General features: G+C 65.6%; 14 protein-coding genes. 6 read left to right on the forward strand and 8 right to left on the reverse strand.

Going from position 1 to position 15,568, the window contains the following annotated elements; genetic code table 11:
• Nucleotides 1–5 precede the first annotated feature (5 nt).
• The 3 genes from CRO22_RS00240 to CRO22_RS00250 form a co-directional block, all read right to left on the reverse strand.
• Nucleotides 6–554, reverse strand: coding sequence for an OmpA family protein (locus CRO22_RS00240; protein ID WP_097068111.1), 549 nt, complete (start codon nt 552–554; stop codon nt 6–8).
• Nucleotides 555–791: 237 nt separating this feature from the next.
• A complete protein-coding gene (miaB, locus tag CRO22_RS00245) occupies nt 792–2,120 on the reverse strand; it encodes a tRNA (N6-isopentenyl adenosine(37)-C2)-methylthiotransferase MiaB (RefSeq protein ID WP_097068112.1) in 1,329 nt (442 codons plus the stop codon).
• Nucleotides 2,121–2,313: 193 nt separating this feature from the next.
• On the reverse strand, nt 2,314–2,502 hold the full coding sequence (locus CRO22_RS00250) for a hypothetical protein (RefSeq protein WP_097068113.1): 189 nt from the start codon (nt 2,500–2,502) through the stop codon (nt 2,314–2,316).
• A gap of 374 nt (nt 2,503–2,876) precedes the next feature.
• Here CRO22_RS00250 and hemP point away from each other — a divergent pair, with 374 nt between their 5' ends.
• The 5 genes from hemP to CRO22_RS00275 all read left to right on the forward strand — a co-directional run bounded on the left by hemP (nt 2,877) and on the right by CRO22_RS00275 (nt 6,610).
• Nucleotides 2,877–3,071 (forward strand): hemin uptake protein HemP, encoded by a 195-nt coding sequence (hemP, locus tag CRO22_RS19100; RefSeq protein ID WP_394341476.1) that lies wholly within the window; start codon nt 2,877–2,879, stop codon nt 3,069–3,071.
• A gap of 100 nt (nt 3,072–3,171) precedes the next feature.
• Entirely contained in the window at nt 3,172–3,609 is a 438-nt protein-coding gene (locus CRO22_RS00260) for a hypothetical protein (protein ID WP_097068115.1), read from the forward strand.
• A 159-nt stretch (nt 3,610–3,768) separates the two neighbouring features.
• Nucleotides 3,769–5,181: a heme anaerobic degradation radical SAM methyltransferase ChuW/HutW gene (gene hutW / locus CRO22_RS00265; protein WP_097068116.1), complete on the forward strand. Its 1,413-nt coding sequence runs from the start codon at nt 3,769–3,771 to the stop codon at nt 5,179–5,181.
• On the forward strand, nt 5,178–5,675 hold the full coding sequence (hutX, locus tag CRO22_RS00270) for a heme utilization cystosolic carrier protein HutX (protein ID WP_097068117.1): 498 nt from the start codon (nt 5,178–5,180) through the stop codon (nt 5,673–5,675). The genes hutW and hutX overlap by 4 nt, the downstream gene beginning before the upstream one ends.
• Nucleotides 5,672–6,610 (forward strand): NAD-dependent epimerase/dehydratase family protein, encoded by a 939-nt coding sequence (locus CRO22_RS00275; protein WP_097068118.1) that lies wholly within the window; start codon nt 5,672–5,674, stop codon nt 6,608–6,610. Before hutX ends, CRO22_RS00275 begins: the two co-directional genes overlap by 4 nt.
• Before the next feature lie 20 nt (nt 6,611–6,630).
• On the opposite strand, the gene CRO22_RS00280 is transcribed toward CRO22_RS00275, so the two are convergent.
• The 5 genes from CRO22_RS00280 to CRO22_RS00300 all read right to left on the reverse strand — a co-directional run bounded on the left by CRO22_RS00280 (nt 6,631) and on the right by CRO22_RS00300 (nt 14,820).
• A complete protein-coding gene (locus tag CRO22_RS00280) occupies nt 6,631–8,286 on the reverse strand; it encodes a SulP family inorganic anion transporter (RefSeq protein ID WP_097068119.1) in 1,656 nt (551 codons plus the stop codon).
• A gap of 85 nt (nt 8,287–8,371) precedes the next feature.
• The gene (locus CRO22_RS00285) at nt 8,372–9,244 is read right to left on the reverse strand and encodes a glycosyltransferase family 2 protein (protein ID WP_097068825.1); all 873 of its coding nucleotides are present in this window, start codon (nt 9,242–9,244) and stop codon (nt 8,372–8,374) included.
• Between the two features lie 79 nt (nt 9,245–9,323).
• On the reverse strand, nt 9,324–10,115 hold the full coding sequence (pflA, locus tag CRO22_RS00290; RefSeq protein WP_097068120.1) for a pyruvate formate-lyase-activating protein: 792 nt from the start codon (nt 10,113–10,115) through the stop codon (nt 9,324–9,326).
• Nucleotides 10,116–10,122: 7 nt separating this feature from the next.
• Nucleotides 10,123–12,390: a formate C-acetyltransferase gene (pflB, locus tag CRO22_RS00295; protein WP_097068121.1), complete on the reverse strand. Its 2,268-nt coding sequence runs from the start codon at nt 12,388–12,390 to the stop codon at nt 10,123–10,125.
• A gap of 384 nt (nt 12,391–12,774) precedes the next feature.
• On the reverse strand, nt 12,775–14,820 hold the full coding sequence (locus CRO22_RS00300; protein WP_097068122.1) for an oxidoreductase: 2,046 nt from the start codon (nt 14,818–14,820) through the stop codon (nt 12,775–12,777).
• A gap of 113 nt (nt 14,821–14,933) precedes the next feature.
• Here CRO22_RS00300 and CRO22_RS00305 point away from each other — a divergent pair, with 113 nt between their 5' ends.
• Nucleotides 14,934–15,563, forward strand: a complete 630-nt coding sequence (locus tag CRO22_RS00305; protein ID WP_097068123.1) for a TetR/AcrR family transcriptional regulator — start codon at nt 14,934–14,936, stop codon at nt 15,561–15,563.
• Nucleotides 15,564–15,568: the final 5 nt, after the last annotated feature.

The following is a 15,568-nucleotide window of genomic DNA, read 5'->3' on the forward strand; positions in this document are numbered from 1 at the left end:
GCCCCTCATTTCACGCAGATGACTTCGACGCGGCGGTTTTGCGCCATGCCCGCGGCGGTGGCATTGGTGGCTTTCGGCATCCGCTCACCATACCAGTTCACGGCAAGCACTGAAGCGCCGACAGAATGCGCCACATTCGCAACGGCTTCCGCCCGGCCCTTCGACAAGCGCATGTTGTATTCATCCGAGGCGCGGCTGTCGGTGTGACCGGTGATGATGAAGCTGCGCGCCTGCGCGGTGCGGAAGAAGTTTTCCAGAGTGGCGCGGCCCGAGGTGGTCACCCGGCTGCTGTCGGTGGCGAAGAGCGTGTCAGTTTGCAATACGCCGCAAACATTGCGGTGGCAGACCGGGCGGCCGTCACGGGTCTTGCGGGCATCCATGTAGCCCTCGGCGCCGTCATCCATCGCCCAATGCTCGCAGCCGTCGGGGTCGATCCAGATCGCCGGCACATAGGTTTCATCGGCCGCGGCCGAAACCAGCGAACCTGCCAGGACCAGGGCCGCCGCGCCCAGGCGCCACACGGCCGGTTGCACTCCTCGGATCACTCTCGTCATCGCCGCCAGGCCTCCTCAAATACAAACACCGCGCCGGAAGACCCAGGCGGATCTGCGCCGACGCAGCAAGGACAGTTGCATTGAGAGTAACAAAATATTGAGACAAAGAAAGAGGCTTTCCCTGCTTATTGTGTCTGCTTCAGAGACAAAGCCGGGGGAAACACATCTGCCGGGCGGCCCCGGAAACGGCCTTGCCACAATCGCGCCACACGGCGCCGGGGGGGCGTGGTGGCCGGTTCAGGCGAGAACACCCGCGAGCGAATTCGGCCCCGCGGCGGTGATTCTCACCCGCGCCAGCGTGCCCGGGCCGATCCCTTCGGCGCTGACATGAACGGCGTGCAGGTAATCCGACTTGCCGCCCCATTGCCCGGCCATCCGGCCCGGTTTCTCGAACAGCACGCCCACGGAGCGCCCGACCATGCTTTCCTGCGCGGCGCGCTGCTGGGAGGTGATCAGCGCCTGAAGCTCCTGCAGCCGCGCATCGGCCACCTCGGAGGGCACCCCCTCCCGGTTGGCGGCAGGCGTGCCCGGACGCGGTGAATATTTGAACGAGAAGGCCGCGCCAAACCCCACCGAACGGATCAGATCAAGGCTCGCCTGATGGTCCGCATCACTTTCGCCGGGGAAACCCGCGATGAAATCCGACGAGAGCATGATATCGGGGCGCGCGGCGCGGATCCGCTCGATCAGCCGCAAATAGTCTTCGGCGGTGTGCTTGCGGTTCATCGCCTTGAGCACCCGGTCCGAGCCCGATTGCACGGGCAGATGCAGATAGGGCATCAGTTTCGGTTCGGCACCATGCGCCTCGATCAGGTCGTCGGCCATGTCATTGGGGTGCGAGGTGGTGTAGCGGATCCGCACGAGCCCGTCGATGCGGGCGAGCGCGCGCACCAGCCGCCCGAGACCCCACGCGCCCCCCTGCCCCTCGCCATGATAGCCATTGACGTTCTGGCCCAGAAGCGTGATCTCGCGCACGCCCTTCGCCACCAGTCTCTCCGCCTCCGACAGGATCCGCGCCACCGGGCGCGAGATCTCCGCCCCGCGCGTATAGGGCACCACGCAGAAGGCACAAAACTTGTCGCAGCCTTCCTGCACCGTCAAAAAGGCGGTAGGGCGCGCCTGCACCGGGCGCTCGGGCAGCAGATCAAACTTGTCTTCGGCCGGAAATTCCGTGTCGACGGGCTGCTCGCCCGCTTCCGCCGCCTTCACCATCGCGGGCAGGCGGTGATAATTCTGCGAGCCGACGACCAGATCGACAAGCGGCATCCGCGCGAGGATCTCCGCGCCCTCTGCCTGCGCCACGCAGCCCGCAACGCCGATTTTCAGATCCGGTTTCGCCTCCTTGAAGGGGCGCAACCGGCCAAGATCGGAATAGACTTTCTCGGCCGCCTTCTCGCGGATATGGCAGGTGTTGAGCAGCACGAGATCGGCCTCTTCCACCGTCTCGGTGAGCACATAGCCCTCCGCGCCCATCGCCTCGGCCATGCGCTCGCTGTCATAGACGTTCATCTGACAGCCATAGGTCTTGATATAGAGCTTTTTGGGCTCGCCGGGCGCTTGGGTCATGGGGCTCTCCGTGATCGCGCTCCGATACCGCAAACGGCCCCGTGCCGCAAGTTTGCCGCGCGCCGGGTTGCGACACCTCATGCGAAAGGGGCAACGCGATGCGTTGCCCCTTGATGTCCATCTGCTCAAAGCTGGCTGGGGAGCTTTGATGTCGGCAGGGTGCCGACCAAAGCGGACCTGGCTTGCGGGAGGATCAGGCGGTCTCTTTTTCGAAATGGCCGCACCAGTCGTTTTCCTTCACCACCGGCCAGAGGCCGCGGGAATCAGGAGCGATCTGGGTCACCGGCGGGTTGAAACGGCACAGACCGGAATCGGCCAGTTCTGTTTCGCTGTTCGCGGTGTGGTCTTCGAAGAAAGCGCATTTCGCGCAAGTGGCAGACATGACTGTCTCCTTTGTCCACAGGTCAGCGCCGCCCAACCGCGGCGCATCAACATCTTGCACCCAGCTTTTCGAACTGTCAATATTTCTTTTATAATCAAATACTTGATCGTTTTTCCTCAGTTCCCACCCACAACGGTTTCCGTCAGGATACCGGCCGAGAGCGACTTGCGGTCGCAGCCGCCCCCCGGTATCGCGCTTTACCCGAGCCGCCTTGTCCGATAAATTTAATCAAGAAATGCGTCGGCGGCAGGTCTGCCGGCGCACAGGCCCCAGCTCGACGCAAGGTCCCCTGTATCGCCATCCGACAGACAGGCAGACCGACTGGGGGAAGCATCATGCGCGACGAAGACGGATATTCCCGGGCACCGCTCGGCATCACACTGCGACCGGCTGCAGTGGCCGCGCCGCCCCCCGAGGCGGACGAGATCGGCGCCGCGCGCTGCCCCGAAGTGCCACGCCACGATGCCCGCGCACTCACCTGCAGCGCGGGCCTCGCCCATATCGTTCTCGACGGTGTCGCCTACACTTTGCGCATCACCCGCAACGGCAAGCTGATCTTGACCAAATGAGAGGCAGTCGCGGTCTTGCGATCCGGCCTCCGTCGGCACCGCTTGAGAATCTGATAAAATCAGTCAAGCTCCGAAAAGCCCTCTCAGTATCGGATACCCCATGAAGGATCTCGACCTTTCCGCATCTCTGGCCCTTTCGGCAGGCCATCGCATGCCCTGGCAATCGGCGCTGCTGCGCATGTTGCGGCTGATCATCGACAGTTACCGCGCCCCCGACCGCGACGGCTGGTCCCGGTCGCTCCGGCTCGCGCAGGTGCATTGGGGGGAAGACCGGGGCGCGCTGGTCTTCTCGGATCTCGCACGAGTGCTTGAGGAAATGCGCAAGGCGCGCCACTCGCCGTTTGGCTTCGGTGCGGCGCAGGGTGAGGCCGCAACTCATGGACCGACGCGGCATGAGGCGCTGTTTTTGCAAACGATCCGGTTGCAATATGCGGGCCTTGGCGCACAGGCCGACGCCGTGGCGCATCTGCTGTGCGAATGCAACGAGACCGCCGCCTATCTTGCTGCGGTGCGGAAGCTGGCGCATCGGTTGCGCTGAACCGCTCCTGTCACGCGCCCCCTCTTGACAAAAAAACTCTGATATCCATTTCTGCTCCAGCCCCGCTTCCCCGGAGCCTCGCCCAGCAGCACGCCAGGTCTTCCTTCTTCCCGAAAGGACCGCCATGCTGCTTTCTTCCCAGACCCTGAGGCCCCGCTCATGACCGCGGCGGCCGCGCGTCATGCGGAGCCCGCATGCGAGACGCCCTCACCGGCGCGTTTCTTTGCCACCCTCGGCACCGATCCGCTCGCCTGCGCCTTTCCGCGCAAGAGTGGCGCGCATCCGGGCACCCCGACGCAGCCCCTGCCCGCCGATCAGCGCGATGCGGAATGGCGACGATTGCTCGCCACCCCGCGCAACCGCCGCACCGTCGCTTATGTGCATCTGCCATTTTGTGAAAATCACTGTCTGTTCTGTGGCTTTTACCAGAATCCCTGGCGACCCGAAGCGGGGGGCCCCTATGTCGATGCGCTGATCGCCCAGCTTGCCGCCTTCGCCCGGCACCCGGCCTGCGAGGGGCCGCCGCTGCAGGCGGTCTATCTCGGCGGCGGCACCCCCACCGCACTCTCCGGCCCCGATCTCGCGCGGCTCGTGCGGGCGATCCGCCAGCATCTGCCGCTCGCCTCCGATTGCGAGATCACGCTTGAGGGGCGCATCCATTCGTTCGGCCTCGAAAAGGCGCGGGCGGCTTTCGACGCCGGGGTCACGCGGATCTCGCTTGGGGTGCAAAGCTTTGATGCCACGATCCGGCGCCCGCTCGGCCGCAAGGCGAGCCGCGCCGAAATCCTCGCCGCGCTTGCAGCGCTCGTCGCGCTCGATCAGGGCGCGGTGATCGTCGATCTGATCTACGGCCTGCCCGGGCAATGCCCGGAGGATGTCGCGGCCGATGTGCGGCTCTGCGCGGAGCTTGGCCTTGACGGGCTGGATCTTTATGCATTGAACCTGATCCCGGGAACGCCGCTCCTCACCGCTCTCGAAAAGGGCAAGAAGCGGGTGGCCGGCCCTGAGGCGCTGGGGCATTTCTTCGCCGCGGGCGAGGCGGCGGCCGAGGAGATGGGCTGGGCACCGATTTCCACCTCGCATTGGCAAGGCAGTCTGCGCGAGCGTTCGGTCTACAATCTCGCGGTCAAGACCGGCGCCGATTGCCTCGCTTTCGGAGCGGGCGCAGGGGGGGCGCTTGGCGGGCTCTCGTTCCGGCTCGGCACCGATCTCAGGCAGTATAATGCGCAGGCTGGCAGCTGCGGTGCGGCGCTTCTGGCAGGCATGATGCGGCAGGCCCGGTCCGCCCGCGTCGCCGATGCGATCAAGGCCGGGATGGAGCGCGGGCGGCTCGATCTTGCCCGCGTCGAGGCCGCCTTCGCTGCGCTCATCGCCCGTCCCGCCCTTCCGCTCGCCGAGCATCTCGCGCCGCTCCTCGCGCAATGGCGCGAGGCCGGGCTCTGGCAACCGCAACACCGCTTTCATCACCTGACCCGGGCCGGGCGGTTCTGGCAGGTGCCCATGACCACCCGCCTGCTCGGCTGGATGGCCGAACATCCCGATCTTACCCCCGAACCGGAGCCTGCAAAATGACCCTTACGATTTCCGAAGCCCTCGCCGCCACCCCCCATGCCGCTCTCGAAGACATCGCGCGCGCGGCGCAGAGCACTCCGCTTGCCGTGCTCGAGGCGCTGCCTGCGGGCGAGGTGACCGCGCTGCCCGGCCAGTTCATGGTCGAGGTTCTGGATGAGATGGCGGGCTGGGGCGAGATCACGCTGATCGTCAACACCGGCCCGGTGATCCTTGAGGCAAAGGCGCCGCTGCAGGGCGGCACGGTGGCGCAGGGGATGTACAACTTCAAGGGCAAGCCGATCGGTGGCCATCTGAACATCGCGGCCTGCGCGCGCATTGCCTTCGTGCGACGCAAGCTCTTCGGCACGGAAACCCGCTCGGTGCAGTTCTACGACAGCGAAGGCGGATGCCTCTTCAAGGTCTACCTCGGCCGTGATGCGGCACGGCAGATGATCCCCGCCCAGATCGCTGCTTTCGACGCGCTGGAACGCCGCCTTCTGGAGACAGCCGCGTGAGCGCGGATCTTGAAGGGCGTCACCTGCTGCTCTTCGGCGCGGGATATTGCGCCCGGGCGGTGGCCGCTCAGGCACTGGCGCGCGGCGCGCGGGTCTCTGCCACCGCCCGCACCGACACCGCGGCCGCGAGGCTCGCGGCGCGGGGCATCCGTCCCTGGCGTCTCGCGGACGGCCATTGGTTGCCCCGGATGGCGCTGGCGGGGGTGACCGATCTTCTGGTCTCGACGCCGCCCGCCAGCGGCGGTTGCCCCGCCTTCGCCTCGGTCTCCGATGCACTTGCCGCCGGCGCCTCGCTCGGAACGCTGCGCTGGATCGGCTATTATTCCTCAAGTGCCGTTTACGGCGATTGCAGCGGCGCCTGGATCGACGAGCGCCAGCCGCCCGCCCCCGCAAGCCCCGATGCGCAAGGGCGGCTCGTGGCGGAACGGCACTGGCGCGGGCTCGCGTTGCGCCACCGGCTGACGCTCGATATCTTGCGCATCGCGGGGATCTATGGCCCGGAGGGGCGCAACATTCTGGCGCAGTTGCGCAGCGGCCGGGCGCGCGCGATCATCAAGCCCGGTCAGGTTTTCAACCGTATCCATCGCGACGACATTGCCGCCGCCACGCTTGCGGCGCTGAGGCATCCGCGCCCCGAGCGGCTGATCCATCTCGCCGATGGCGCGCCCTGCAGCTCTGCCGAGCTGACCCGGGGCGTGGCGGCGCTGATGGGCTTGCCGGCTCCGCCCGAACACCCTTTCGATGCCGCGGCCCTGCCCGCGGGCATGGCCGCATTCTGGGCCGAGAACCGGCGCTTGCGGGTGGATGCGATGCTGGCGCTGCCGGGATTTGCGCTGCGATTTCCCGACTGGCGCGCGGGATATGCAGATCTGCTGCAAGATCCGGAGGCCGAGCCGCCCCCCGTCAGCGCCGCGACCGCCGCGCCTGCGCGCTGAAAGCCGCCCGCCCACCGGCCTCATATCCCCGGAAAGAGAGCCGACGGTTCCTGGGGGGCGAGAGTTTTCAGCGCGCCGACCGCTTCGGCCACACTGTCAAACACGCGATCTGTTCCAAGCACTTCAAGCACCCCGCCCTGCGCCAGTTGCGCAAGGGCACGATCGGATTCGACCCTTGCCAGAGCGACCGTTGTGCCAGCGCTCCGGCTTTCCTCGATCAACGCTTTGAGCGCCGCGGCCCCGGTCAGGTCCAGCGACAGAAGGCCCGCGCATTCCAGCACCAGAAGCGTCGGCCGCTCGGGCGCGCACGCCACGAAGGCCCGGATTTCGGCAACGATGCCCTCTGCCGTGACGAAATTCATCGGCGCGGTGAGACCCAGCACCAGAAGGCCGGGCGCGCCCTCCGCCCCCTCGGCCGCGGGGCGGTGCCACCAGATCGTGGTTCCCGGCACCTGTGACAGCCGCACAACCTGGGTGGCGAAAAGCGGCATCGTTGCGTGCAGGAACGAGAGCAGGATTGCGAGCGGAAGGCCGGTCTGCAGCGGCAACACGGTGACAAGCGCCGTGGTCGTCAGGGCGATCCCGGCCTCGGCCCGGCTGTGACGCGACAGCATGACGAAGCTGCGCCAGGGAAAGACATGCAGCGCCACAAAGACCAGGATTCCGGCAAGAGCGGCGGAGGGCACAAGTGTCAGCACTTCTGGCGCCAGACCCAGCACCCCCAGCGCGATCACGGCGGCCCCGAGCCCCGCCAACTGACTGGTCGCACCGGCGTCGCGCAGGATTGCGGTGCGCGGCGGGCTTGCGTTCACCGCAAATCCACCGATCGCGGCGGCAGCGAGGTTCGAGACCCCAAGCGCGCCGATCGCGTTGCGGCGGTCGGATGGCGCGTCGGAGTGGCCCTCGCGCAGTATGGCGGTGGTCTGGAACAGGCACAGGAAGGCGATCACCAATGCCACGGGCAGCAGCGAAAGAACCGCATCAGCAGAAAAGCTGGGCGGCGCAAGGCCCCAACTGTTGCCGAGCGTTTCGACACGCGGCCAGATCGAGGCATCGGGGTCTTGCCAAGCCGCCAGAGCCACGGCCGCCCCCAGTGCGACAAGCGCCGCGGGAAAGCGCGTGCTCACGGCCCTACCCGCCAGACAGAGTGCCGCGACGAGAAGTGTCAGCGCAAGCGGTGCGATCCGGATCGCATCGGCGGCCTGCCATACCGAGCCAAGCGTCGCGAGGGGGCTGCCCGCAGTCACTGCAAGCCCGAGCGCGCCAGGCAGACGACCAACCAGGATATGCAGCGCGATCCCGCCCATCATCCCGGCAGCAACCGGCAGGGACAAAAGCCGCGCGATCCCTTCGAGCTTCAGGAGCGCCACCGCGCAGAGGATGCCCCCGACGAGAGCCGCCAGCAGGGCCGCAGACCCCGGCACAGCAGCGGCAACAAGGGCGGTGGCGATGATCGGCGCGGTGCTCGAATCGGCACCGATCGAGAGCACCCTGTCACGCGCGAGCAGCACCATCACCAGCGAGGCGATGGCAAAGACCGCAATGCCCTGCGCGGCAGGCAGGCCCGCCAGACGCGCGGTCGCCAGTTGCTCGGGCAGTGCCAGCGCGGCGAGCGTAAGCGCGGCGATCAGATCATGCCGCAGGCTGGCCCCGCGCAGGGTTGTGAAAAGCCTCATCTGCGGCACTCACCCGCCCGAAAGCACATTGTCGGGCCCGGCGCGGCCGTCTGCGGCGCACTCCGGAATCGGACCCGGCGCTGGTTCAGAACCACTGGCCGGGCTCCATCAGCCCCAGATCCATCAGTTGCTGCCCGGTCCAGGAAAACGGCACCGAATTGTGCCAGACAAAACTCTCGATGTCATAGGTCGAGCCCGGGTTGCGCTTGAGCGCCTTGGCGACACGGAAAGAGGCAATCGCCGCGGTCATGTTGTTGTGCCATTGGCAGGCGTAGGTGTTGAGCTCTTCGTCACTCAGCGTGTGATCGGGGCGCAATGTGAGGCCCGGCGCGGTGCGGAAGAGCGCGATCCGGTCGATCTTGCGCCTGTTTTCGGGGATATGCTCATCAAACCGCCAGCGCAGGCCGCCATAAAAATCGAGCTGGCGCTCTTTCGGATGGCCCTGGTTTGCCGGATCGGGACGGCCCAGCGCGTAATAGCCCGCGCGGTCGAGCATCGCCTCGTCGCGGTTCACCGCATCCGGGTTGCGGGCGAGATCGGGGGCGTAAAGGTCGATCACATAGCTCAGCATCGAAAACCGCCGCTCCTCGGCTTGGAAGGCCAGAAGCTCGCGCACATTGCGGTGCTCACAGAACGGGTAGAACAGATATTCGGCGTTGAAGCAGTAATAGAACCAGACCCCGGGCGGCGCCGCGGCGAGGAGCGGGTTGACGGCCTCGGTCAGCGCATCGGGGCGGTGCATGTCCCACGGAATGCGGTGGATCCGCGCGCTCACATCCTCGGGCAGCACCAGCGCTTCGGGCGCATAGACGATCAACGTGCGGAACCCCGCCGCGAGGTGATGGCGGATCGTGCTCTCCACCGCGACCAGATCCTCAACCAGCACGATCGCCACCGGCCCGCGTGCGAGCGTGACCTTCGCCGAGGTCAGGAATGCGCTTTGTGAAAGATAATCCATGCCTGACGCGATCTGCCCGTTTGCGGCACTTTTGCCAAACCCCGGAAGGATTGCAAGCATGAGCCGCCCGGAGCGGACCTCAGCAGGCGATCAGACCGCGGGCACGAAACACCGCGCGCGCCGCCTCGGCCTCATCCGGGCTTGGCGTGGGCGTGTCGGAAAGCTGATAGGCGGTGCCGACACCGGCCCATTTCGCGCGGCCAAGCTGATGGAACGGCAGTACCTCGACCAGTTCCACGCTTGGCCCGAGGCTGGCAACGTAATCGGCCATCCGCGCCACCTCGTCGGCGCCATCGGTCCAGCCGGGCACGAGCACGTAGCGGATGCGCATTTTCTTGCCGAGCCGCACCATCCGCGCGGCGCAATCGAGCGTGGGTTTCAGCGCCTGCGCGGTGAGCGCCTGATGCCGTTCCGGGTCGATATGCTTGATGTCGAGCATCACAAGGTCGATCGGGTCGAACCAGTCATCGGCCACCCGCGCATGCAGATGGCCCTGCGTGTCGAGCGCCACATGGAGCCCAAGCCGGGCCTTGATCTCACGCGCGGTGGCATTGACAAACTCGGCCTGCATCATCGGCTCGCCGCCCGAAAAGGTCACCCCGCCCGCGAATTTCAGAAAGCTCGCAAGCGGCGCCACCTCGGCGAGCAGATCCTCAACCGAGACCTCACGCCCGTTGTGCAGCTTCCAGGTATCGGGGTTGTGGCAATAAAGGCAGCGGAACTGGCACCCGGAGAGAAAGAACACGAAGCGCATGCCCGGCCCATCCACCGCCGCGCCCGATTCCAGCGAATGCAGGAAGCCGTGGCAGGCGGCGGCATGGGGCGCACAAAGCGGCGGCTCGATCCTGGCCCGGGGCAGATCGAAGGTCATCGCGCCCTCACATGCTGGCGTGGAAGGTGCGCGAGATCACATCAAGCTGCTGGTCGCGGGTGAGCTTGACGAAGTTAACCGCATAGCCCGAGACCCGCACCGTCAGCTGCGGATAGGCCTCGGGGTGGGCCATCGCATCCTCAAGCGTTTCGCGGCGCAGCATGTTGACGTTCACATGGAAGCCTCCCGCATGGCAGAAGCCGTCCAGGCAATTGGCGAGGTTCGTCACCTGCTCGGCCTCGGTATGGCCCATCGAGGCGGGCGTCGCGCTCGCGGTCCAGGAGATGCCATCAAGCGCCGCCTCATAGGGGAGCTTGGCCACAGAGGCGCCCGCCGCGACAAAGCCCTTCTTGTCGCGCCCGTTCATTGGGTTGGCGCCCGGAGCAAAAGGCGCGCCGGCGCGCCGGCCATCCGGCGTGTTGCCGGTTTTCTTGCCATAGACCACGTTCGAGGTGATCGTCAGGATCGACTGCGTCGGCGTGGCCCCCCGGTAGAAATGCGGCTGGCGCGCCACTTTCTTCATGAAGGTCTCGGTCAGCCAGACGGCGATTTCGTCCACCCGGTCATCGTTGTTGCCAAAGGCCGGATAGTCGCCCTCGATCTCGTAATCGGTGGCGAGCCCCGCCGCGTTGCGGATCACTTTTACCTTGGCGTGCTTGATCGCCGAGAGGCTGTCGGCCACGATCGAGAGCCCGGCGATGCCACAGGCCATGGTGCGCAGGATGTCGCGGTCATGCAGCGCCATCTCGATCCGCTCATAGGCGTATTTGTCGTGCATGTAGTGGATGGCGTTGAGCGCCTTCACATAGATCTTGGCGAGCCAGTCCATCGAAAGGTCGAACTTCGCCATCACCTCGTCATAGTCGAGCACCTCCGCCGTGATCGGCGTGAGCCCCTTCGCCACCAGCGCGCCGGATTTTTCGTCCACACCGCCGTTGATCGCGTAAAGGAGCGCTTTCGCAAGGTTCGCCCGCGCGCCAAAGAACTGCATCTGTTTACCGATCCGCATGGCGGAGACGCAGCAGGCGATGCCGTAATCGTCGCCCCATTTCGGGCGCATCAGGTCATCGTTTTCATACTGGATCGCGGACGTGTCCTTGGAGACCTTGGCGCAGAAATCCTTGAAGCCCCGCGGCAGGCCAACCGACCAAAGCACGGTCAGGTTCGGCTCGGGCGCTGGGCCGAGGTTGTAAAGCGTTTGCAGCACGCGGAACGAGGTTTTGGACACGAGCGTGCGCCCGTCTTCGCCCATGCCGCCGATGGCCTCGGTGACCCAGGTCGGGTCGCCCGAGAAGAGCGCGTCATAATCGGGCGTGCGCAAAAAGCGGATGATGCGCAGCTTGATCACGAGATCATCGATCAGCTCTTGCGCCTGCGCCTCGGTGAGCCGGCCTGCGGCAAGGTCGCGTTCAAAGTAGATGTCGAGGAAGGTCGAGACCCGCCCCAAAGACATCGCCGCGCCGTTTTGTTCCTTCACCGCAGCGAGATAGCCAAAATAGGTGGCCTGCACCGCCTCGCGCGCCGTCACCGCGGGGGCCGAGAGATCGACACCGTATTTCAGCGCCATTTCACGCAGTTCTTCGAGCGCGCGGAACTGTTCGGAAAGCTCCTCGCGCAGCCGCAACGTGGCCTCGTCAAACACCGCATCGTCAAGCGCGTGGAACTCGGCCTGTTTTGCGGCTTTGAGCCGGTCGATCCCGTAAAGGGCAACGCGGCGATAATCGCCAATGATCCGGCCCCGGCCATAGGCGTCGGGCAGCCCGGTGATCACGCCCGATTTGCGCGCGGCGAGAATGTCGGGCGAATAGGTGTCGAACACGCCCTGATTGTGGCTTTTACGATATTTGGTCCAGATTTCGGCCACAGTCGCATCGGAGTCAAAGCCATAGGCCTTGAGCCCGGCCTCGACCATGCGCAGCCCGCCATTGGGCATGATCGCGCGTTTGAGCGGCGCATCGGTTTGCAGGCCCACGATCAACTCGTTCGCGCGGTCGATATAGCCCGCGTCATGCGCGGTGATGCTGGAGGGCCGATCCGCCGAAACATCGAGCACGCCCTTTTCGCGCTCAAGCTTCAGAAGCGCGGCAATGTCAGCCCAGAGCTTCGTGGTGCGCGCGGTCGGGCCCGCAAGGAACGCTGCATCGCCTTCATAAGGCGTGTAATTTTCCTGAATGAAACCGCGCAGGTCGATCATCTCGCGCCACTTGCCCTCGGAAAAACCTTCCCACGGATCGATCAGGGGGCGGTTGATCGAGGTTTCGGTGAAGGCATTCATGAGGCAGTCCTTTCCGGTGGGGTGTTTTGCACCCGTCAGCGGCCTGAGCGGTCAGTGTGAGGGGGAATCGCTCCGGAGAACTGTTCTGGGCCTGAGCTTGGAACGGCGCGGTGGGAGGGACCACCCGATGCCTGAGTGAACACCGAACGGGACCGGATGGCAATGCTTCATATCCGGCTGAAATATATTAAAATACTATAATTTCAATAGCTTAAACCTAGACGCGGGGCGGCATTGACGCAACGGAATGACAATAATCTTACCAATTCCGACGATTGCGTGAAAGAATGCGCCGGGGCGGAATTTTCTTCCACCCCGGACCGTATTTTGCGCCATATCCTTGCGCACACATGCGCCAAACCCCGCAACGGTCACGAACCGCGCTCAGATGTCTTTCATCAGCCGCAGCGCGTCATGAATCGCGGCATGGGTGTTGCGCGCGCTCACCGCATCGCCGATGCGGTAAAGCGCAAAGCGGCCCGCGGGGTTTTGCGCCCCGACCTGCGGGCGCCCTGCGATCAGCGCATCGTAATCCACCGCACCAAGGTTTTGCGACAGCGGCTTGAGCGCGAAATAAAGCTCATCCAGCGGCATCGTGCCGTAATTGACGATCACCTGATCGTAGGTCTTTTCCGCCACCAGATCGCTGTAATCGGTGCCGATGCGCGCGCTCAGCCTGTTGCCCGCGCGGCTCACCCCCAAAAGCCGCTCTGCCACGGTAAAGGTGACGTCGAGCGGTTGCAGCGCGCGCATATAGGGCACGAGGTTCATCGCCATGATGTCGGGGGCAAAGATGCGGTCCGGCGTCATCACCTCGACCTTCGCGCCCGCCCGTGCCGCCACCTCGGCGGCCATCAGCCCCGGATGATCGCCGCTTTCATCATAGATCAGCACCTCGCGGCCCGGCTTCACATCGCCTGCGATGATATCCCAGGTGGAGACGACAAGGCCCTGCTCCTCCTTGGTTTCGAAGAGCGTCAGGTTTGGCAGCCCGCCGGTGGCAATCACCACCACATCGGGCTCGAGGGCCGTCACATCCTTCGCCTCGGCCCAGGTGTTGAAGCGGAACGCCACATCGCGCGCGGCGCATTGCGCCATGCGCCAGTCGATGATCGAGAGCATTTCGCGGCGGCGCGGGTTTTGGGCGCAAAGCCGCACCTGCCCGCCCGGATCGGGCTGCGCCTCAAACACGGTCACCTCATGGCCGCGCTCGGCGGCCACGCGGGCGGCCTCAAGCCCGCCCGGCCCGGCGCCGACCACCACCACCTTCTTGCGCACAGCGGCGGGGGCAACCACATGCGGCAGCGTTTCCTCGCGCCCGGTCGCGGCATTGTGGATGCAAAGCGCGGGGCCGCCCGCATAGATCCGGTCCAGGCAATAGGTGGCGCCGACGCAGGGGCGGATTTCATCCTCCCGCCCCTCGATGATCTTGCGCACGATATGCGGGTCCGCCATATGCGCCCGCGTCATCCCCACCATGTCGAGAAGCCCCGCCGCAACGGCATGGCGCGCCGTTGCCACATCGGGGATGCGCGCGGCGTGGAAGGTGGGCATGCCGGTTGCCGCCCGCACCTGCCCGGCAAAATCAAGATGCGGCGCGGCCCGCATCCCCTGCACCGGGATCAGGTCGGTCATTGCCGGGTCGGAATGGATCCGGCCCCGCACCACATTGAGAAAATCGACCTGCCCCGAGGCGGCGAGGCGCTTGGAGATCTCGATCCCCTCGGTCGCGGTGATGCCCCCCTTTTGCGCCTCATCTGCCGTATAGCGCAGCCCGACGATGAACGCCGCGCCGACCCGCGCGCGGATCGCGCCGAGCACATCCATAAGCATCTGCATCCGGCTCTCAAGGCTCTGCCCGCCGTAACGCCCCTCCAGATCATTCGTCAGCGGTGACCAGAACTGATCGAGCAGATGGCCGTAGACCTCCAGCTCGATCCCGTCCATGCCGCCTGCCTGCATCCGCTCGGCGGCATCGGCGAAATCATTGATGATGCGGGCAATATCCCAATCTTCGGCGAGCTTCGGAAAGGCCCGATGCGCCGGTTCGCGGTGCTTGGAGGAGGAAACCGAGGGCAGCCAGTCCCCCTTCGCCCAGGTGGTGCGGCGCCCCAGATGGGTGAGCTGGATCATCGCCGCACAGCCATGCTCATGGAGCGCATCGGTGAGGCGGCGCACCCATGGCACCACCTCGTCGCGGTAGGCCAGCACGTTGTTGAAAACGGGCGGGCTGTCGCGCGAGACCGCCGCCGAACCCGCCGTCATGGCAAGCGCCACCCCCGCTTTTGCGCGCTCGGCGTGATAGGCGATGTAGCGCTCTTTCGGCATGCCGTCTTCCGGGTAGGCGGGTTCATGGCTCGTCGTCATGATCCGGTTGCGCAGCGTCAGATGCTTGAGTTGGTAGGGTTGCAAGAGCGGATCGTTGGACATGGGCACCTCCTGAGGATGACACAGGATTGCGAGAAATGTTCACCTATGTCAAGTATGGGTTCACATGTGTCCATTTCCTTGCAAAGGCGCCGGGCCGCCGCTAGAATGGCGCCATGACGGAAAAGGAAGATCCAACGGGCGGTTGGCGCGGCTCGCGCGAGGTGTGGCTTGCCGCGGCGCGGGAGGCATTTGTCGAAACCGGGCTTGAGGCGGTGAAAATCCAGCCGCTGGCGCAGCGGCTCGGCCTCGCCCGCACCTCGTTTTACTGGTTCTTTTCAGATCGCGCGGCACTTCTTGAGGCGCTGCTTGCGGATTGGGAAGAGCGCAATACCGGCGCGCTGATCGGCGCGACCGGGGCCTATGCGGCGACGTTGCAGGAGGCCGCGCTGAACCTGATTGCCATTTTTCTTGACGACGGGCCGTTTTCGGCCGGGTTCGAGCGCGCGGTGCGCGGCTGGGCGCATGGCGATGGGGCGGTGGCCGCGCGGGTGCAGGCCGCCGATGCGGCGCGGCTCGGCGCCATCACCGCGATGTTCGCGCGCTTCGGCATCGCGCCAGTGGAGGCCGATGTGCGCGCGCGCAATGCCTATCTGGTGCAGATCGGCTATATCTCGATGCAGCTTGCCGAGAGCTTCGAGGAGCGGCTGACCCGGATTCCCGATTACGTCAAGATCTACACCGGCGCCGCCCCCACCGCAGCGGAGATGACGCGGTTCAGGGCGGCACGGCGCCCCGCAGGCTGAGGGCC

The sequence above is a fragment of the Rhodobacter maris genome, assembly GCF_900217815.1.
Taxonomy (GTDB): domain Bacteria; phylum Pseudomonadota; class Alphaproteobacteria; order Rhodobacterales; family Rhodobacteraceae; genus Rhodobacter; species Rhodobacter maris.